Here is a 19,253-nt window from a genome sequence, read left to right as displayed (position 1 = left end):
GTGGGCACTTATTTTTTTGTTAGATGCCCCGAAAATCCCGGATGGATGCACGTGACATGCAGATGAGAGCGGAATGCAGATGAGGCCTGACAGGACCGACGATCAGCCCTCCATCCGCATTCGCCGCCGCGATACCGCCGCGGTGGCGGCTCTGGGCAGTTTTGTGCTGTTGCTGTTCTGGATGTTCGGCGAGCTCGGCTTTGTCGAGACGGTCGTGGCGATCACCACGATCGCGGCCCTGTCGACCTTTTATTATCTGACCGTCTCCACCACCCTGAACCCCGCACCCAGGCCGGATCGGGCCGCAATGCCCTATGCTCAACCGAACGGCGAGGTCAGTGCCCAGCGTATGCTCGAGGGCCTTCCCATCCCGGTCCTGCTGATCGGTCCGGGCGGGCGGATCGAGATGGCCAATCCGGCGGCCCGCGAATTCCTGGGTCTGGGATCGGCGACCGGTCACCTCTCTGCGGTGCTAAGGCAGCCGCAAGTGCTTGAAGCGGTCAGCGCGGCCCTGCGCGGCAATGCGGTCGACCCGGTCGAGTACTCCCTGATGGCGCCCGTGGAGAGCCATGTGCGCGCCTACGTGGCCCCGCTCGCGGCCGCGGGCGATGCGACGATACCCTGGCGGGCCATGCTGGTCCTGTCGGACGAGACCTCGATCAAGCGCGCCGACCGGATGCGGGCCGATTTTCTGGCCAATGCCAGTCATGAATTGCGCACTCCGCTGGCCTCGCTCGCCGGCTTTATCGAGACGCTGCGCGGCCATGCGCGCGACGATGCCGAGGCCCGCGAACGCTTCCTGAACATCATGTTCGACCAGACCGAGCGGATGCAGCGGCTGATCAACGACCTCCTGTCGCTTTCGCGGGTTGAAATGGACGAACACGTGGCGCCCTCCGGCGAAGCCGACCTTGTCAGCCTTGTCGAGGACGTCACGGCTTTCCTGCGGCCGCAGTTGCAGGAAAAAGCCATAGATCTGGTCGTCGACATGCCCGACGAAGCACGGGCCGTGGGCGACCGGGACCAGTTGACCGAAGTCGTGCTGAATCTCGTCGAGAATGCCATCAAGTATTCACCGGACGGATCCGCCATCCGCATTTCGGTCAGCGAACCCCTGTCGAGAGACGAGGCCGAGCGGCCTCGCATGACGCTGGGCGAAACCGCCAGCCGTCTGACCCTGGCCGCGCCGTCCTCGGAGCCCAGCGACCGCTATATCGCGGTACGCGTTCAGGATGGCGGCAAGGGTATCGAGCGGCGCAACCTTCCCCGCCTGTCCGAGCGCTTCTACCGCGTGGACGGTCAGAAAAGCGGCCCGAAGGAGGGAACGGGGCTGGGCCTGGCCATCGTAAAGCATATCGTCAACCGGCATCGCGGCGGTTTCACGGTCGAAAGCGCGCTGGGCGAGGGCTCGGTCTTCTCGGTCTTTCTTCCTGTTCGCGGCCGGACTCAAAAAGCCGTCGGCGAGGCAGCGCCTTAGCGAGAATTTTTCGCGGTGGCTGCAGACCCGGAAGGCGTTGTCATAAAACTGTAGCGACTCTGTCATAAAGGGGGCCGCGACGCCCCGCACCTGTCATCCCCGGTCGCCAGCCCCGGCCAGCCGAAGGACCGAATAGCCGCATGTCTGTCATCGCCATCGTCGCGCTCGCGATCCTCGTCATGCTGGCGGGCGGTTTCTATGCCGGCCGTTCGCGAGCCATCGCGGCGGTGTCGGGCAATACGGTCGGCCTGCACTCCCTGCCCAATTTTCACGGCTATTACGTGGCGATCTGGACCGGCCTGCCGGCGTTTCTCCTGCTCGCAGCCTTCGGCCTGTTCGGCAGCGAAGCGGTCGAGCGGCTGACCTTTGCCGAATTGCGCCGCGACGCGGCTGCTCTGGGTGCGCAGCTGGAACAGCGCCTCGACGATGACGCCCGATACCAGGCCCTTCGGGGTGAGGCCGTGCAATTGCGTGGCCGGGTATCCGCGCTCAACGAAGACATGGAGCGTCTGCGCAGCGCCCGTGGCGACGACCGGCAACCCGAGCTGCTGGAGCAATTGCGGGCCGAGCAGCTGGACGTTCTGAACGCGGTGACGTCCGCCGAGGAAGCGGTCATCCGCCGCCGCGCCGAACTGGTGGACGGCGTGGCCCTAGAGGCCCGCGCGAGCGGTGCAAGCCTGCACGAACTGGCCGGGTTCGAACTGGTGCAGGCTCCGCGCGAACGCCGGCAGCTCTTCCTCTCCGACGCCATCCAGATCGCCAATGGCGAGCTGCCAAGCCGGGAAAGCGAGGAGCTCGCCGCCGCATCCGAGATTGTTGTCCGGCACCAGACACAGATCCGGTATCTCGTCAGCGTGATCGCGGTGATCATGGCAGCTGCCGGCCTGATGCGGACCCGCGACCAGGTTGCCCCGGAATTCCGCGCCCGCAATCACGTGGAAAACCTGGTCACCGCGCTTTTGCTGCTCTCCTCGGTCATCGCCATTCTGACAACGGTCGGCATCGTGTTCTCGCTCCTGTTCGAGAGCATCCGCTTCTTTTCCACGGTCCCGGTGAGCGAATTCCTGTTCGGTCTGCAATGGTCACCGCAGATCGCCTTGCGCGCGGACCAGGTCGGCCAGTCGGGGGCGTTCGGGGCCGTGCCCCTGTTCGCCGGCACGGCGCTGATCACTCTGATCGCCATGGCCGTTGCCGTGCCGATCGGCCTCCTGTCGGCGATCTACCTGTCGGAATATGCCGGCCCGCGCTTTCGTGCCACGGCCAAGCCCATGCTGGAAATCCTCGCGGGCATTCCCACCGTGGTCTACGGCTTTTTCGCCCTGCTTACCGTCGGGCCGGCGATCCGCTCCCTGTTCACCCTTCTCGGCTTCGACGATGTGGTGACCCAGAGCGCGCTTTCTGCCGGTCTCGTCATGGGGATCATGATCATCCCCTTCATCTCTTCGCTGTCCGACGACGTCATCAATTCCGTTCCGCAGACCCTGCGCGACGGATCGTACGCGATGGGGGCGACGCGGTCGGAGACGATCACACGCGTCGTCATGCCGGCGGCCTTGCCGGGTATTGTCGGCGCGATCCTGCTCGCCGTATCCCGCGCCGTGGGGGAAACCATGATTGTGGTCATGGCGGCCGGTCAGGGCGCCAACCTGACGGCCAATCCGCTGGAATCCGTGACCACGATCACCGTGCAGATTGTCATGCTGCTGACCGGCGATCAGGAGTTCGACAGTCCCAAGACACTGTCGGCCTTTGCCCTGGGCCTGGTCCTATTCGCCATCACGCTGGTTATGAACGTGATCGCACTGCGTGTCGTGCAGCGATATCGGGAAAAGTATGACTGATACCCCTGACACCACCTCCATCCGCGACGCGGTCAACCAGCATCTTGCCCGGCGCTACAGGGCCGAGACCCGATTCCAGCTGGCCGGCCTTTCCGCCGTTGCTGCAGCGGTTGGCATTCTGGCTGTTCTGCTGGGATCGATCATTGCCCAGGGCCTGCCCGCCTTCACCGTCCACCAGCTCGTCCTGCCGGTTCAGCTCAATGCCGAACTGGTCGATCGGGAAGGCGACGGATCAGAGGCTTCGCTGCGCCGGGGCTCCTACAGCCGCGTTCTGCAGGAGGCGATCCGGGCCGAATTTCCCGATGTGAGCGCCCGTCGCGATCTGCGCAATCTGTTCGGGCTCTATACGCCGCTCAATTCGACCCGCCTGATGGACGAAGTCCTGGCCCGTCCGGAGCTGGTTGGCACGACGCACACCTTCCGCATGCCGATCGCCGACGATCTGGACCTCTATCTCAAGGGTCGCCTGGTCGAGGACAGGACCCTGGACACGGCTGGCGCGCTGACGGCGCAAGCAGGCGAGGACGGGGTCCTTGTCCAGTCCAGCGAGCCGGATTTCGCCGGACTTTCGGCGGACATCACGGATCTCGTCAATGCCGAGGCCCGGTTGCTTGAAACCCGCGCCGAACAGGCCCGTCTGCGCAGCGAGGACCTGACAGGAACCGAGCGCGAGGATGCGCTCTTCGAGGCCGGGCGGCTGGCGGCCGATGCAGCGGACATGCGGGCGCGGGCGGCGACGCAGGATGGCTGGCTCGTGCTGAATGCCGACCTGCCGTCGATTCTCGTCGAGGCGAACGGCACCACGCTGCGTCTCACCGAATTGTCATCGGATGGGCGCCGGGCCCGGGCCGAGACGCTCCTGGGCGAGGCGGAAATCGATGCGCGCGAGGACTGGACGCTCTACGTTGTCGACACGCCGGAAAGCCGCCGGCGGGTGTCTGACCAGGCCATCGTCTGGACGCGCGCCCTGTCCGATCGCGGCCGCATCTCGCACGATTTCAATACCTATCTCTTCGCCAACGCCGACAGCCGGGAACCGGAACTGGCTGGTGTAAAGGGCGCTCTGTACGGCTCCATCCTGACCATGCTGATCACGGTCGCCCTGTCGGTGCCGGTCGGCGTGTTCACGGCGCTCTATCTGGAAGAATATGCTCCGAAGAACCGGTTCACCGACCTTATCGAGGTGAATATCAACAATCTCGCCGCCGTGCCCTCCATCGTTTTCGGTCTTCTGGGACTGGCGGTCTTCATCAATGCATTCGGCCTGCCCCGCTCGGCGCCGCTGGTCGGCGGTCTCGTGCTGTCGCTGATGACATTGCCGACGGTGATCATCGCCACCCGCGCCGCGCTGAAGGCGGTACCCGCCTCGATCCGGCAGGCCGCACTGGCAGTCGGTGCGTCGAAGACCCAGACCGTGTTCCACCACGTCCTGCCGCTGGCGGCGCCGGGGATACTGACCGGATCGATCATCGGTCTCGCCCAGGCCCTCGGCGAGACCGCGCCGCTGCTGATGATCGGCATGGTGGCCTTCATTGCCGACGCGCCTACGCTGGGCCTGGAAGGCCTGACCCAGCCCGCGACGGTCATGCCGGTCCAGATCTTCCTCTGGTCAGACGGTGCCGAACGCGCCTTCGAGGCGCGCACGGCCGCGGCCATTCTTGTCCTTCTGGCGCTGATGATCGGGTTCAATGGCCTGGCCATCTATCTGCGCCGCCGTTTCGAGCGGAGATGGTAGCCCCATGCCCGACAATCATCCCCAAGCCCAGATCTACGACAGCCATTCCGGCGGCGAGCGGCCCATAAAGGTCGCGGCACGCGATGTCTGTGTGGAATACAATGGCAAACAGGCGCTGAATCACGTCTCGATCGATATTCCCGACCGGTCGGTCACCGCCTTCATTGGTCCGTCCGGATGCGGAAAGTCGACCTTCCTGCGCTGCCTCAATCGCATGAATGACACGATCGAAGGAGCGCGCGTCACCGGTTCGCTGAAAATTGACGGCCGGGAAGTGAACGACAGGGCGGTGGATCCGGTTGTGCTGCGTGCGAGCGTCGGCATGGTGTTCCAGAAGCCCAACCCGTTCCCGAAGTCGATCTACGACAATGTTGCATACGGGCCGCGCATTCACGGCCTGGCCCTGTCCAAGAACGCGCTCGACGGCATTGTCGAGACCGCGTTGCGCAAGGCGGGCCTGTGGGAGGAAGTGTCCGATCGCCTGGCCGATCCGGGCACGAGCCTGTCCGGCGGTCAGCAGCAGCGTCTGGTCATCGCGCGCGCCATTGCCATCAACCCGGAAGTCATCCTGATGGACGAACCGTGCTCGGCGCTGGACCCGATCGCCACCGCGAAGATCGAGGAACTGATCGACGAATTGCGGGAAAACTACTGCATCATCATTGTCACCCACTCGATGCAGCAGGCTGCCCGGGTGTCCCAGAAAACCGCTTTTTTCCATATGGGCAATCTGGTCGAGTTCGGGCCGACCGAAGACATTTTCACCAATCCGCGCGATCCGCGGACGCAGGATTACATCACCGGGAGGTTCGGTTAGGCCGGACACCAACTGAGGAGTAGGCGCCATGGCGCTGTCGAAAACGGCACATATCGTCACGGCATACGGCGAGGAACTGGACCAGCTGGCCGACGAGCTGGCCCGCATGGGCGGACTGGTCGAGACCCAGCTGGAAACGGCGATCGCGGCGATTGTGCGCCGCGATTCTACGCTGGTTCAGGCCGTGCGTGACCGCGAGAAGCAGGTCAACCAGATGCAGGTCGATGTGGAGAAGCGGGTGCTGCGCCTGTTCGCGCTGCGCCAGCCGCTTGCCACCGATCTGCGCATGACGATTTCCGCCTTGAAGATCTCCACAGATCTGGAACGCGTTGGCGATCTGGCCAAGAATATCGCCTATCGCGCCAAGGACTTGTCGGAATACCCCGCGCTGGCCCTGATCGACCGTGTCGAGCGCCTTGGCGCGATCGTGATCAAGCAATTGCACGAGGTTCTCGACGCCCTGTCGTCGTTCGAGATCGAGCCTGCCATCCGGGTTTGGCGGACCGACGACGAAGTCGACGAGCGCTACAACGCGCTGGTGCGCGAGATGCTGGTGTCGATGGGCGAGAATTCGGGCCTGGTCGAGCCGGGTGTCCACATCCTGTTTGTGGCTAAGAACCTCGAACGTATCGGCGACCACGCCACCAATATAGCCGAGGCTCTGCACTTCATGGTGACCGCTACGCCGCTGGAAGCGGACTCGCCGCCGCCGGCTTGAAGACCCTGATCGTGGAGAGATAACGATGAAGCCTCAAGTTCTCGTGGTCGAAGACGAAGACGCTCTCGCGACCCTCCTGCAATACAATCTGGAAAAGGAGGGATATGCCGTCTCCGTCGCCGGCGACGGGGAGGATGCCCTCATCCAGGCCGAAGAGACAACGCCGGATCTGGTCCTGGTGGACTGGATGCTGCCGAAAGTCTCCGGCATCGAGGTCTGCCGACGTCTGCGTGGACGCCAGGAAACGGCCAACGTCCCGATCATCATGCTCACCGCCCGCGGCGAAGAGACCGACCGGGTGCGCGGGCTGGACACGGGCGCGGACGATTATGTGGTCAAACCCTTCTCGATGACTGAGCTCTTCGCGCGCATCCGTGCCGTGCTGCGCCGCATCCGCCCGGGCCTCGCCGAGGATACTATCGCCGCCGGTGACATCACGATGGACCGGGTGGCTCACCGCGTGAAACGCGCGGACCGTGAAATCCATCTTGGCCCGACGGAGTTCCGCCTGCTGGACTATCTCATGCAGCACCCCGGACGGGTGTTTTCGCGCGAGCAGCTGCTGGATGCGGTCTGGGGGTCCGACGTCTATGTCGAGGCACGCACGGTCGACGTCCATGTCGGCCGGCTGCGCAAGGCCCTCAACAAGAAGGAAGAGCGCGATCCGATCCGCACCGTGCGTTCGGCAGGTTATGCGTTTGACGTGAACGCCTGAGGGGCGGTGGATTTGCCCGGCCCGGCCGCCTATCGTCGGCCCTGTATCCGCTGGAGGCTGCCTGACATGCTCCGTTCCCGTCTTGCCTTCGCCGTCCTTTCCGGCCTCCTCGCGGCCTGCGATGCGGGCGGCCAGGCGCCGGGTCCGTCCGGGAGCGGTCATCGTGATGGGCTTGCCGTATCCGCACCGGGCATCGAACGCTGCATGAACCTGTCCGGCGCGCTCGAGGCCGAGTTCGAAGGGCAGTGGGGCTACACGGTCGAGTTCCGCCATATCGACGCGATCGCTGCGGCCGGGTTCGACACGCTTCGCCTGCCGGTGCGCTGGTCGGCGCATCTGGACGCGGACAATCGCATCGATCCGGCCTTTCTGGCGCGCGCGGATGCCATTGTCGACTATGCGTTGTCGCGCGATCTGCGGGTTATTCTCGACGTGCACCATTTCGAGGCCTTCATGGCGGACCCGGATGGCCGGATGCCGCAATTGCTGGCGATCTGGCAGCAATTGGCCGCGCACTACGAGGACTATCCGGCCAATCTGGTCTTCGAACTGCTGAACGAGCCGACCGACCGGATCTCTGCCGAACAGGTCAACCGGATCAATGCCCGCCTGCTGGAAACCGTACGCGCGGTTTCGCCGGAGCGCTGGGTGATCCTGGCATCGGCCCGCTGGAACAATATCGAAGGTCTGGTCCAGACCGAGGTGCCTGCGGGCGACCCCCGTGTCATGACGACGGTGCACTATTACTCGCCGTTCGATTTCACCCATCAGGGTGCCCCCTGGGCCAACCGGCCGCGTACGGGTGTGCAGTGGGGCGGTCCGGCCGACGAGGCGGAGCTGGCACGGGATTTCGACATTGTGGCGCAGTATGCCCGGACCCGGAACGTGCCGGTGCTGCTGGGTGAATTCGGCGTCTATTACGACGTGCCCGTCCATCTGCGCGCGCGCTGGGTCCGCGCGGTCCGGGGTGCAGCGGAGGCCCGCGGCCTGGGCTGGTGCCATTGGGGTTTTGCCACCACGATGCGGGCCTATGACCAGCAGGTCGATGCCTGGATCCCCGAAATGCTGACCGCGCTGACCGGGACTCCCGGGAATTAGGACAGGGTCAGGATGAGGCCGGCCGCCCGGCCCGGCCGGATGGCGAGAGGTGTCCCAGGGCGGTGTCGAGGCTGATCCGGCCCGGCCCGTAGACGGCCACGAGACCCGCCATGGAGATCCAGAGGGCGTGCGTGCCCCACCAGGCTTCCGGATAGACGAAGACCTGGATCACCAGCGTCATGCCGATCAGTGCCAGCGCGGACAAGCGTGTGAACAGGCCCAGGAGCAGGGCGATCGGCAGGAGGAATTCCGCCAGCGTCGCCATCCATGCGGCCAGGGATGGGGGAATGAGCGGAAGGTCGTATTCCGTGGCAAACAGCGTCAGTGTCGACGCCTTCATGTCCAGCGGGAAATCGGGCACGCGCAAATGATGCCGCGTCACGTCATGTGCGTTGATCGTTTCGATGTAGGGCAGCAGCCGGACGGTCTCGACCTTCGTCAGGAGCGAACGCCAGAACACGCCGGCCAGGCTCAGCCGGGCCAGCAGGGCGAGGGCGTCGCGGACCCGGATGCCCGACAACAGGCGGACGAGACGGTCGTGCAGCGCGGTCGTGCGCGCCAGCGGCGAAGGGGTCATGTCAGGGGACCTTTCAGCAGGGAATCATTGAGCGCGGCGGCAAAAGCCGCCGCCGGATCGAAACCGGGTTCGGCCGCCAGGCCTGCCTGTGCGGCCGTCTCCAGCGGAGCGCCGCCGCCCAGCGCGTCCAGAAAGGCGTGCTCGCCCGCGTGCAGCATGCGGCTGCATACCGTGCCGTCCTTACGCCAGAGCAGCGAGAAATACTGCCCGGGGTCGGCCCGCATCGGCGCGTCGTCCGGCTCGACCCGGTTGCGGTGCCAGATGTCGTAGGCGGGCCAGGGAGAGGTCAGAAGCCGGACCGAGGGCTGCAGTCCCGGCACCAGGGCGGGCAGGGTTTCCGGGGCCAGTCCGGCGGCATCGGCTGCGCCAAGCGGGCGGCCCCCGGGCGCGTGATGGGCTTCCAGCCAGGCGCGGTCGTGGCGCGCCACATCGGCCAGCCAGGGCAGGCCGGCGACAGGCTCGGCACCGGCCAGATAGTCCGCAAACGCATCGCCATAAAGGATCAGCGTGGGCCGTTCCGGCGGGTGAGTGTGCCAATAGGCCCGGGCCAGCGCGTCGAACAGCCTGGATCCGATCAACCGGTCGATGGCGGGAAAGGCGGCGCGCAGCGCCTCGATGGCACCGCGCACGACATTGTTCCGGTAGACGGAAAGCCGCCCGGCGGCGCCGGCTTCTGCCAGATAGGGCTGGAGCGGATCGGTCCGGCCCGTGCGCAGCGCGTCGGCGAAGGCGGTGTGGAAATCGTCAGGCATGGGCCGGCTCGCGGCTGCGGGCGGCGTCCAGGATGAGCTGGGCCCGGGCGCGCTCCTGCAAGAGCGTCTCGAAGGCGGGGATGTCGGTATCGCGCTCGATCAGCGTCGGCTGCGGCCCGGTCCGCCTGATCGCAGCCTCGTAGAGCGACCAGACACTTTCGGAGACCGGGCGGCCATGCGTGTCGATCAGCAGTGCTTCGCCGAGCCCGGCATCGCTATCGTGACCGGCCAGATGAATCTCGCCGACGGCGCCGGCGGGAACGGCATCGAGATAGGCGCGGGCATCGAAGCCCAGATTGTGCGCACTGACATGGATATTGTTGATGTCGAGCAGCAGGCCGCACCCGGTTCGCCGGACCGTCTCGGCGAGAAATTCCGGCTCCGGAATGTCGTCTCGCATCGGCAGGTAGCGCGACGGATTTTCTACCAGGACCTGCCGCTGGAGCGCGCTCTGCATCTCGTCGACATGTTCGCAGAACCGGTCCAGGGCCGTCTGCGTCATGGGCGTGGGGAGGAGATCGTTGAAATACCGGCCTCCCAGGCTCGACCAGGCCAGGTGTTCGGACACCCGGGCGGGCTCGAACCGGCCGGCCAGCCGTTTCCACCGGTCGAGATGGTCCCGATCCAGCGGATCGGGACCGCCGAGCGACAATCCGACCCCGTGAAAGGAGACGGGGTGGTTCGCGCGGATCGCGTCGAGCCAGGCGAGGCGCGGTCCGCCATCGCCCATATAGTTTTCTGGATGGACTTCGAACCAGAGGCCATCGGCCCGCGCATCAAGCGCGGAACGATAATGTTCGGGCTTGAGGCTCATGCCAGCATAGAGGGGACAGGGCTGGACGGCAGACACGGAACCGATGACCTCCTTTGCGCCCGGCGGGGGCGACGGGGCGCGGGCTCGAAAAACCTGTTACGGACGCTCGATCGGCTCCAGGGAACCCGGGCCGTAGGGCGTTTCGATGGATTCGCAGGTACCTTCAGGCACGTAGGTCCAGGCATTGCCCTGATAGTCGACGGTCGAGGTGCCGGCGCAGGATGTGCCCGGACCTGCGGCACAGTCGTTCTCGCCCGCCAGGGCGATGCCGTAGCAGCGTTCCATTTCCTCGTCGCCCGGCATGTTGTCATTGCCCTGGGCGCCGGCCGCAGCGGCGGCGGCGAGGGAGAGGGCGAGCGCGGACGCGGTAAAAGCTGTGTTTCTGGATTGCGGTTTCATGCATCACCTTTGCTTGAACTTGGTTCTGCGACCGTTGCCGAAGCGCCGGTCACGTGATGCAGTTCGCCGCGGATGAGAGATTGGTTACAGTGGAGCTGAAAATTTTTTCCGGCTGTAACTTTCACGGCGCGGGACACGAACCTATGACTGTCGTGACGGAGCGATACGAAGCACAGCTGCGCAGCCTGATGGTCGCGAGCCAGGCAGGCGATGCAGCGGCTTACCGGACCTTGCTGCGCGACGTGCAGCAAAGGCTGACGGGCTATTTCCGTCAGCGGGCCGGCGATCCGTCGGCTGTGGAGGATCTGGTCCAGGAGACGCTGATGGCGATCCATGTCAAGCGCGACACCTACGACCCCGGCCAACCGCTGACGGCCTGGATCTATGCCATTGCGCGCTACAAGCTGGTGGATTTCTACCGTGCCCACCGGCGGCGGGCGAGCCTGCCCCTGGACGATGAGGCACAATTCCTCGCCGCCGCCGATCCGGCACAGGGTGCCGCCATGGCGCGGCTCGATCTGGACCGGGCAATGGCGGAGCTCTCCGCGCCCCAGGCCGAAGCCCTGCGCCTGACCAAGGTCGAAGGCCTGTCGGTGGAAGAGGCTGCGGCGCGCAGCGGCCGCGGCGTTTCGGCGATCAAGGTCAATGTCCATCGCGGCCTGAAAGCGCTTCGCGACCGGTTCGCGGGCCGGGAGGCATCGTCGTGACCGACGATCTGATCGAGCGTCTGGCGGAGGACCTGGAACCGGTCAGTCCGCGCCGCCCGCTGCGGCGTCTACTGCTGGCTGTGGGGGTCGCGGCCGGGGCCGGCCTGCTGGCATTCCTCGTCCTGCCCGACCTGGCCTTCCGGGCCGACCTGGTCGCCGCACTGCACGGCGTGTCATTCTGGTTGAAACTGGCGTTTACGGGCGCGCTGGCGGCTATCGGCGCCTGGGCCATGGCGGCCCTGTCCCGGCCGGCGGCCCGTGACCCCGGCGGGCCGGTGTTCGCGGCGATCGTCTGGTCGGGCTTCGCCGCCATCGCCCTCGCCGTGCTTGCGGCAACGCCGCCCGCGGACTGGCAGGCGCTTGTCATGGGGGAAACCGCCCGGCGCTGTGTCGGCTATATCCTGCTTCTGTCCGTCCCCCTGCTGGCCCTGATGCTGGCGGTCATGCGGCGCGCGGCGCCGACCCGGCTGGGCCGCGCAGGCTGGGCCTGCGGCCTGGCCGCGGGGGGGCTGGCTGCCTCCGTCTATTCGCTGGGTTGCGGCGAGGCATCTCCGGTCTTTCTGGTGATCTGGTACGGGCTGGGGATCGCCGCGACGGGGCTGACCGGCGCCGCCGCCGGCCGCTGGGCCCTGCGCTGGTAGCGCAGGTCTGGCTGTTCAAAAAAAAACGGCCGCCCCGGGAAGGGCGGCCGCTACTTTCGGACATTCTGGGTGAGGGAATGTCCGTACGCCAGGGCGTGGATCTAGAAATTGTACCGGCGGGTTGCCGCGATGGCGTCGAGGGCGGCGCCGGCATCGGCCGTCGCCTTGCGGCGGCGCTTGTTGCCGGGCTGGTAGGCCATCGAGGAGTGCGCCTCGCAATAGGCGTTGCCGCCACAGGTCTTGCGGCCGCAGAAGCGGAATTCGGCCTGGGCCGGATCGCCGATCGGCCATTTGCACATCGAGTCCCGCAGGGTGAGAACGGTGGCGAATTCGCCGGAAGGCAGTACGGCAGGCTCCACCGGCGCCGGTGCGGACGCCGCCGGTGCCGTTGAGGGGGACGGACGCGAGACCGGGCGTGCGGCTGGCGCGGTGGAGGCCGTGGTTGTGCGCGGGCGGGAGGGTTTCACGGTGCGGCGGGCGGGACGTGACGGTGTCGCGCGGCCTGACAAACCCAGACGGTGGACCTTGCCAATCACGGCATTGCGGGTCACACCCCCCAATTGTTTGGCAATCTGGCTGGCGCTCAGGCCTTCCGACCAGAGCTTCTTGAGTTGCTCGACGCGTTCGTCAGTCCAGGCCATCGCACTCATCTCCGAGCTGTGATGCGCTTGCCACCTTGAATGTCGGTAAACGGCGCATATGTCAGTTCATGTTTAATTACACTAGATATTGTATCCGCATGAGCTGACGCCACAAGATCGGGTTATGACCATTCCTGTGGAAAGCTCCCTTGCACCCCCAATCGTTAACGCAGATGGTTACCGGGAAATTAAGGGTAATTCGATATGAGTAACGCCAGCTTAAGCTCCGTAAACGGGCCGAGAAAATTCGGACTTATCAACTGGCTGGGTCTGTGGACCCTGTACAAGAAGGAAGTCCGGCGTTTTCTCAAGGTCGGCACCCAGACCGTTGCAGCACCGGTCGCGACCACACTGCTTTACATGACCGTCTTTGCCGTTGCCATCGGTGCGCGGCGGGGTGATGTCGGCGGTGTGCCCTTCGTCGAATTCCTGGCGCCGGGACTGATCCTGATGGGGCTCCTGAACAATGCCTTTGCCAATTCGGGCTCCTCGATCCTGGTCTCGAAAGTACAGGGCAATGCGGTGGATTTCCTGATGCCGCCGCTATCGGCTGCGGAACTGGCTATCGGTTTCATTGCCGGGGCGATGACGCGGGGCATTCTGGTGGCCGCGGTGACGGCGGTCACCCTGATCCCCTTCATCGACATCATGCCGCAGCACTGGTGGGCGGTGCTGTATTTCGGGATTTCCGCGTCCGCGATGCTGGGCATGGTCGGCGTGATCGGCGGGCTGTGGGCCGAGAAATTCGACCACATGGCGGCGGTCACGACCTTTGTCATCACACCGCTGACCTTCCTGTCCGGCACATTCTACTCGGTCAATGCGCTGCCCGAGCCGATCGCCACGATCAGCCATTTCAACCCCTTCTTCTACATGATCGACGGCTTCCGCTACGGCTTCATCGGCCAGGCCGACGGATCGCTCGCTGCGGGCATTGTCGCGGTGTTAGCGATCAACATGCTTCTGGCCGTGGCGTGTTACCTGCTGTTGCGTGCAGGCTGGCGCTTGAAGAGCTGAGCGGGGAGGCCTAGACGAAGGACAAGGGCGTCCCATGCAAGGGGCGCCGCGACACTTTGGAGGACCCCGCAATGCCCGCCCCGATGATGGACACCTATGCCCCGCCGGATCTCGTTTTCGATCACGGCAAGGGACCCCGCCTCTATACAGACGGCGGCGAGAGCTATCTCGATTTCATCTCGGGTATCGCGGTGAACTGTCTCGGCCACGCCCATCCCAAGGCCGTCAAGGCGTTGACGGAACAGGCCGGCAAGCTCTGGCACCTGTCCAACATGTACAAGGTGCCCAAGGGGATCGAACTGGCCGACAAGCTGTGTGCGGCGACCTTTGCCGACCGGGTCTTCTTCACCAATTCCGGCGCCGAGGCGATGGAGTGCGCCCTGAAGACGGCGCGGCGTTATCACTATGTGAACGGCAATCCGCAGCGCTATCGCATCATCACCTTCACCGGCGCCTTCCACGGCCGCACCTATGGCGCCATCAACGCCGGCGGCAATCCGAAATATCTCGAAGGTTTCGGTCCGGCGATGGAAGGCTTCGACCAGGTCGAGTTCGGCGATCTGGAAGCGGTGAAGGCGGCGATCACCGAGGAAACCGCGGCGATCTGCGTGGAGCCCGTACAGGGCGAGGGCGGTGTGCGCGCGCCGGAGGACAGCTTCCTGCGCGGCCTGCGCCAGCTGTGCGACGAGCACGGGCTGATGCTGGTCTATGACGAGGTCCAGTCGGGCGCAGGCCGGACCGGAAAACTCTTTGCCCATCAATGGGTAGACGGCGCCGAGCCGGACATCATGGCGGCGGCGAAGGGCATTGGCGGCGGCTTCCCGATGGGCGCCTGCCTGGCCACCGAAGCGGCGGCCAAGGGCATGGTCGTGGGCACCCACGGTTCGACCTATGGCGGCGGACCGCTGGCCATGGCGGTGGGCAATGTGGTGTTCGACGAGCTGACGGCCGACGGCTTCATGGACCATGTCGTGGAAGTGTCGAACTATCTGCGCCAGCAGCTGCACGGTCTGATGGACCGGCATGCCGACAAGGTCGCGGAAGTGCGCGGCAAGGGTCTCCTGGTCGGTGTCAAGCTGAAGGACGGGTACGATCCGAAGAAGCTGGCCGGCCTGGCCCGCGACCGGCATCTGCTGGTGGGAGCGGCGGGGGACAATGTCTCGCGCCTGGCGCCGCCGCTGGTCATCACCAAGGAGGATGCCAGCGAGGCGGTGTCCATCCTCGACGAGGCCCTGGGCGCACTTGAAGCGAGCTAGAGCCGCACAGTGGCGCGACATCGGCGCAACACGGATGCAACCGGAGTAGAGGCGTGAGCGATCCGCTGGGCGAACACGACAACATCGTTGCCGCATACCAGGTCGAGGACCGGGCGGTGCGCGGGCGTGCCTGCCGCCTGGGTTCGACGCTGGACGCGATCCTGTCGGCCCACGCCTATCCCGACCAGGTCGCCCGGCTGCTCGGCGAGGCCGTGATCATCGCCGCCCTGGTCGGCGATGCGCTGAAATTCGACGGGCGTCTGATCGTCCAGGCGAACGGGTCGGGCCCGATCCAGTTTATCGTCGCCGAATATGTTGCCGGCGAGGGGGTGCGCGGCTTTGCCAAGATCGACCGCGACGCGGTGGACGCGGCGCTGGCCGAACGCCCCGGTCCGGACATGCTGATGACGCGGCTCATGGGCAAGGGCGCCTTTGCGATGACGATCGACTACGGGCCCGACAAGGACCAGTACCAGGGTGTCGTGGGCCTGGAAGGCCCCAGCCTCTCGGCGGCGGCGGAAGCCTATTTCACCCAGTCCGAACAGACCCCGACCCGGCTCCGGATCGCCGTTGGCGAGAGCTGGAAGGAGGGCGAGGACAGGGCCTGGCGCGGCGGTGGCCTGATGCTCCAGGCGGTAGCCGGCGACGAGACCCGCGGCTCGGCCGAGGCCGATTGGGATCATGCCCGCGCCCTGTTCGAAACCGTCGAGGATGCAGAACTTCTGGATCCGGACCTTTCGGCCGGCGGCCTGCTCTTCCGCCTGTTCAACGAAGACGGGGTCCGCCTTCTGGAGCCGCGCCATGTCGCCCGCCGCTGTTCCTGCGAGCGCGAGCGCCTGCTGGGCATCATCGCTTCCTTTCCGGCGGAGGACCGGGCGGAGATGGAAACCGGCGGCGAAATCGTGATGACCTGCGAGTATTGCAACAGGGACTGGCGCTTCGATCCCGCCGAAGTGTCCCGGGCCGCCGGCTAGCCGCGCCAGAAGCGCGGGCTGAGGAAGACCAGCACCGCCAGCACTTCCAGCCGGCCGATGAACATGTTGAAGGTCAGCACCCATTTTGCCGGGTCCGACAGGGGCTGGAACGTGCCTGCCGGCCCGATGACAGGGCCCAGGCCGGGGCCGGTATTGGTCAGGCTGGTCGCCGCGCCGGACAGGGCCGTGACCGTGTCCAGGCCCAGCGCCGACAGCACGGCGGCGCTGATCGCGTAGACGGCGAAGAAGACGAAGAAGAAACCCATCACCGAGTGCAGCGCCGTCTCCTCCACGATCCGGCCGTTGTAGCGCATCGGGATCACCGCATTAGGCCGCATCAGCTTGGCCAGGTAGCGCCGCATGGCGGTGCCGGCGATCTGGTAGCGGAAGATTTTCACCGAACAGGTCGTCGACCCGGCGCAGCCCCCGATGAACATGAAGATGAAGAAGGCCGCCTCGAAAGCCGGTCCCCAGGCCCCGTAGTCGGCCGAGGCGAACCCCGTGCCGGTGATGATGGACACGGCGTTGAAACTCGCCTGCCGCAGCGCCGTGCCGCCCTCCAGCGTGCCGGATGCCATCAGCATCAGCGTCAGCAGCAAGCTGGCCGTCACGATGACGGCTGCAAAGCCGCGCACCTGGGCATCCCGGAACAGCGAGACCGGCTTGCCGCGGGCGGCCAGGATGAACAGGCCGAACGGCAGCGAGGCCAGGATGATGAAGGCCGTTGCCACGATGTCGCCGCCCAGCGGCAGAAAGGCACCCATGGAATTGTCGGAGGTGGAGAAACCGCCCGTGGACAGCGTCGTCATGGCGTGCGCCAGCGCCGCGAACCAGTCCATGCCGATGGCCATGTAGGCGAAGAAGCAGGCGATGGTGAGAAGGGCGTAGATGAGCGAGATGGAGGCCGCGATCTGCGTTGCCCGCGGCAGCACCTTGTCCGACTTGTCGCCGCTTTCCAGCTGGAAGAGCTGCATGCCGCCAATGCCCAGCATGGGCCAGAAGGCCATGGCAGTGACAATGATGCCGATCCCGCCGATCCATTGCAGCAGCGCCCGCCAGAGCAGCAACCCGTCGGGGCGGCCGTCGAGACCCGTGATCACCGTGGCGCCGGTCGTGGTCAGGCCGGAAATCGATTCGAATATCGCATCGGTCCAGTCCAGCCCCTCGCCCGACAAGCGCATGGGCAGGGCGGCGCAGACGGCCAGACCGAGCCAGGCGCCCACGGTCAGCACGAAGGCGGTGCGCGGCGTGATTGAATCCACCGGGCCGCGATTGGCCAGGGCCGTGGCGCTGCCGACGAACATGCCCAGGATGGAGGACAGGAAGAAGGCGGTCGCGCTTTCCTGGGCGCCATGGGCCGCGTCCAGCATGGCGGGGAACATCATGGCGGCCGCCAGGACGGCGACCATGATGCCGACCATGAAAAGGACCTGTCGCAGGGATGTGGTCACGCGCGTGTCCCCCGCGGCCTATCGCCGGGCCATCGTCAATGCAGGCGCACGCGATCGCCGGGGCGGTCGAGCGAAAAGCCGGGAATCGTGGCGGCGAAACTTTCCCCGTCCCCGCGCTGCATTTCATAACTGCCGTGCATGAAGCCGGAGGGCGTGGTCAGGGGCGCACCGGAGGTGTAGCGGAAGCGTTCGCCCGGTTCGATCACGGGCTGTTCGCCGATCACGCCCAGCCCCTGCACGTGTTCGGTCCGGCCCATGGCATCGGTGATCACCCATTTGCGCGCGATGAGCTGCACCGGCTCGTGGCCGGTATTCTCGATCTCCACCGTGTAGGCCCAGACATAGTGGCCGCTTTCCGGCTCGGATTCGTCCTCGAGATAGTCCGGCACCACGCTGATTTTTACACCGCCGCTCTCGTGCTGGTACATGATGCGCATCCGCCCGTTCCGGCGTGTCCCCGGAACACGCCCTGTCGCAGCATATCATCGTCCCGCCTCGGGCCCGGCTCAACCCCTACGGTCAGCACGGCTGGACAGGGCGCGGGAGATGGAGGACATCTGGGTGCCGTTCTGACAGCAACCGATCCGATCATGACCGCTTCCGGCATTCTCCCAGACCATCGGCTGAAAACCCTGTTCGAGACCGGCGTCATTGTGGCCGAAACCCCGCCGGCAGACGGGCAGATCCAGCCGGCCAGCGTGGATCTGCGCCTGGGCGCGCAGGCCTGGCGGTTGCGTGCCAGCTTTCTGCCGGGGCGCGGCCGCACCGTCACGCAATGCCTGGACAGCGATATTCGCATGCACACGGTGGACCTCACCGGCGGGGCCGTTCTGGAAACAGGCTGTGTGTATCTGGCGCCGCTTCAGGAAAGGCTGAAACTGCCGCCGGGGCTGACGGCCGCGATGAATCCGAAAAGCTCCACCGGGCGGATCGACGTTTTCACCCGGGTCATCACAGATAGCGGCGAAGCCTTCGACCGGGCCCCGCCGGAGTATGACGGTCCGCTGTATGCCGAGATCAGCCCCTGCACCTTCTCCATCCTGGCCCGCGAAGGCGACCGCCTGAGCCAGGTGCGTTTTCGCGAAGGGGCGCATGTGCCTCTGCGCGACATTACGGTCAGCGTCGACCTGGCCGGGTTCGAAGACGGTATTGTCGGCTATCGCGCGCGCCGGCATGCCGGTCTTGTGGACCTGTCAAGGATCGGCGGCCATGACCGGTCGCGCTTCTGGGAACCGCTCTTTGCGCCCGATCACCGGCTGATCCTCGATCCGGGCGAATTCTACATCCTGGCCTCCCGCGAAGCCGTCTCGATCGGTCCGGGAGAAGCTGCGGAGATGGCGCCGATCGCTACCGAAATCGGCGAGTTTCGCGCGCACTATGCGGGTTTCTTCGATCCCGGTTTCGGTATTGCAGAGGCCGGGGGAACCGGATCCCGGGCGGTGCTGGAAGTGCGGGGCCGGGATGTGCCCTTCATCCTGGAGCATGGCCAGCCCATCGCCCGCCTGGTCTACGAGCCGATGCGCGAGGCGCCGGAAAACGCCTACGGCAAGATCGCATCGAACTATCAGGCCCAGAGCCTGAAACTCTCCAAGTTCTTCGCCTGATTTTCAATCGGAACTTGCA

General features: G+C 65.6%; 20 protein-coding genes. 13 read left to right on the top strand and 7 right to left on the bottom strand.

All coding sequences use genetic code 11. The features are described 5' to 3' along the window. Positions 1 to 73: 73 nt before the first annotated feature. The 7 genes from Q1U94_RS11235 (at position 74) to Q1U94_RS11205 (ending at position 8,401) form a co-directional block, all read left to right on the top strand. Positions 74 to 1,477, top strand: coding sequence for an ATP-binding protein (locus Q1U94_RS11235; protein WP_300544574.1), 1,404 nt, complete (start codon positions 74 to 76; stop codon positions 1,475 to 1,477). 140 nt (positions 1,478 to 1,617) lie between these two features. Continuing rightward, positions 1,618 to 3,318 (top strand): phosphate ABC transporter permease subunit PstC, encoded by a 1,701-nt coding sequence (pstC, locus tag Q1U94_RS11230; protein ID WP_300544571.1) that lies wholly within the window; start codon positions 1,618 to 1,620, stop codon positions 3,316 to 3,318. After that, the gene (gene pstA, locus Q1U94_RS11225) at positions 3,311 to 5,053 is read left to right on the top strand and encodes a phosphate ABC transporter permease PstA (RefSeq protein WP_300544569.1); all 1,743 of its coding nucleotides are present in this window, start codon (positions 3,311 to 3,313) and stop codon (positions 5,051 to 5,053) included. Before pstC ends, pstA begins: the two co-directional genes overlap by 8 nt. A 4-nt stretch (positions 5,054 to 5,057) precedes the next feature. After that, complete coding sequence (pstB, locus tag Q1U94_RS11220) at positions 5,058 to 5,870, top strand: phosphate ABC transporter ATP-binding protein PstB (protein WP_300544567.1); 813 nt, start codon at positions 5,058 to 5,060, stop codon at positions 5,868 to 5,870. A gap of 28 nt (positions 5,871 to 5,898) precedes the next feature. Beyond that, positions 5,899 to 6,588 carry a phosphate signaling complex protein PhoU gene (phoU, locus tag Q1U94_RS11215; protein ID WP_300544565.1) on the top strand — a complete coding sequence of 230 codons (690 nt, stop codon included), beginning with the start codon at positions 5,899 to 5,901 and terminating at the stop codon, positions 6,586 to 6,588. 25 nt (positions 6,589 to 6,613) lie between these two features. Next, entirely contained in the window at positions 6,614 to 7,303 is a 690-nt protein-coding gene (gene phoB / locus Q1U94_RS11210; RefSeq protein WP_300544562.1) for a phosphate regulon transcriptional regulator PhoB, read from the top strand. Between the two features lie 66 nt (positions 7,304 to 7,369). After that, positions 7,370 to 8,401, top strand: a complete 1,032-nt coding sequence (locus tag Q1U94_RS11205; RefSeq protein WP_300544560.1) for a glycoside hydrolase family 5 protein — start codon at positions 7,370 to 7,372, stop codon at positions 8,399 to 8,401. A gap of 7 nt (positions 8,402 to 8,408) precedes the next feature. Here the strand turns inward: Q1U94_RS11205 and Q1U94_RS11200 are convergent, their stop codons facing one another. From Q1U94_RS11200 to Q1U94_RS11185, 4 genes are all read right to left on the bottom strand, one after another. Further along, a complete protein-coding gene (locus Q1U94_RS11200; protein ID WP_300544558.1) occupies positions 8,409 to 8,978 on the bottom strand; it encodes a DoxX family protein in 570 nt (189 codons plus the stop codon). Further along, complete coding sequence (locus Q1U94_RS11195) at positions 8,975 to 9,730, bottom strand: DNA-binding domain-containing protein (RefSeq protein WP_300544555.1); 756 nt, start codon at positions 9,728 to 9,730, stop codon at positions 8,975 to 8,977. Before Q1U94_RS11195 ends, Q1U94_RS11200 begins: the two co-directional genes overlap by 4 nt. Beyond that, positions 9,723 to 10,544, bottom strand: coding sequence for a DUF692 domain-containing protein (locus Q1U94_RS11190; protein ID WP_300544553.1), 822 nt, complete (start codon positions 10,542 to 10,544; stop codon positions 9,723 to 9,725). Before Q1U94_RS11190 ends, Q1U94_RS11195 begins: the two co-directional genes overlap by 8 nt. Before the next feature lie 96 nt (positions 10,545 to 10,640). After that, complete coding sequence (locus Q1U94_RS11185) at positions 10,641 to 10,943, bottom strand: DUF2282 domain-containing protein (protein ID WP_300544550.1); 303 nt, start codon at positions 10,941 to 10,943, stop codon at positions 10,641 to 10,643. Positions 10,944 to 11,086: 143 nt separating this feature from the next. On the opposite strand from Q1U94_RS11185, the gene Q1U94_RS11180 reads away from it, so the two are divergent. Then, entirely contained in the window at positions 11,087 to 11,650 is a 564-nt protein-coding gene (locus Q1U94_RS11180) for a sigma-70 family RNA polymerase sigma factor (protein WP_300544548.1), read from the top strand. Beyond that, the gene (locus Q1U94_RS11175) at positions 11,647 to 12,291 is read left to right on the top strand and encodes a DUF1109 domain-containing protein (protein WP_300544546.1); all 645 of its coding nucleotides are present in this window, start codon (positions 11,647 to 11,649) and stop codon (positions 12,289 to 12,291) included. Before Q1U94_RS11180 ends, Q1U94_RS11175 begins: the two co-directional genes overlap by 4 nt. Positions 12,292 to 12,392: 101 nt before the next feature. Here the strand turns inward: Q1U94_RS11175 and Q1U94_RS11170 are convergent, their stop codons facing one another. Next, complete coding sequence (locus Q1U94_RS11170; RefSeq protein WP_300544543.1) at positions 12,393 to 12,932, bottom strand: GcrA family cell cycle regulator; 540 nt, start codon at positions 12,930 to 12,932, stop codon at positions 12,393 to 12,395. Positions 12,933 to 13,136: 204 nt separating this feature from the next. On the opposite strand from Q1U94_RS11170, the gene Q1U94_RS11165 reads away from it, so the two are divergent. The 3 genes from Q1U94_RS11165 to Q1U94_RS11155 all read left to right on the top strand — a co-directional run bounded on the left by Q1U94_RS11165 (position 13,137) and on the right by Q1U94_RS11155 (position 16,179). Then, positions 13,137 to 13,949, top strand: a complete 813-nt coding sequence (locus Q1U94_RS11165) for an ABC transporter permease (protein ID WP_300544541.1) — start codon at positions 13,137 to 13,139, stop codon at positions 13,947 to 13,949. Between the two features lie 71 nt (positions 13,950 to 14,020). Then, complete coding sequence (locus tag Q1U94_RS11160) at positions 14,021 to 15,205, top strand: aspartate aminotransferase family protein (RefSeq protein WP_300544539.1); 1,185 nt, start codon at positions 14,021 to 14,023, stop codon at positions 15,203 to 15,205. 53 nt (positions 15,206 to 15,258) lie between these two features. Next, positions 15,259 to 16,179: an Hsp33 family molecular chaperone gene (locus tag Q1U94_RS11155; protein WP_300544537.1), complete on the top strand. Its 921-nt coding sequence runs from the start codon at positions 15,259 to 15,261 to the stop codon at positions 16,177 to 16,179. Here Q1U94_RS11155 and Q1U94_RS11150 read toward each other — a convergent pair. Both Q1U94_RS11150 and apaG read right to left on the bottom strand, forming a co-directional pair. Further along, complete coding sequence (locus Q1U94_RS11150) at positions 16,176 to 17,630, bottom strand: TrkH family potassium uptake protein (protein WP_300544535.1); 1,455 nt, start codon at positions 17,628 to 17,630, stop codon at positions 16,176 to 16,178. The two genes, Q1U94_RS11155 and Q1U94_RS11150, sit on opposite strands and share 4 nt — an antisense overlap. Positions 17,631 to 17,665: 35 nt before the next feature. After that, a complete protein-coding gene (gene apaG, locus Q1U94_RS11145; protein ID WP_300544533.1) occupies positions 17,666 to 18,058 on the bottom strand; it encodes a Co2+/Mg2+ efflux protein ApaG in 393 nt (130 codons plus the stop codon). A gap of 162 nt (positions 18,059 to 18,220) precedes the next feature. Here apaG and Q1U94_RS11140 point away from each other — a divergent pair, with 162 nt between their 5' ends. Further along, a complete protein-coding gene (locus Q1U94_RS11140; protein ID WP_300544531.1) occupies positions 18,221 to 19,234 on the top strand; it encodes a 2'-deoxycytidine 5'-triphosphate deaminase in 1,014 nt (337 codons plus the stop codon). Positions 19,235 to 19,253: the final 19 nt, after the last annotated feature.

The sequence above is a fragment of the Maricaulis sp. genome, assembly GCF_030149515.1.
Classification (GTDB): Bacteria; Pseudomonadota; Alphaproteobacteria; order Caulobacterales; family Maricaulaceae; genus Maricaulis.
Note: the sequence above shows the minus strand (reverse complement) of the source record. Positions and strands in the feature narration are given on the sequence as shown.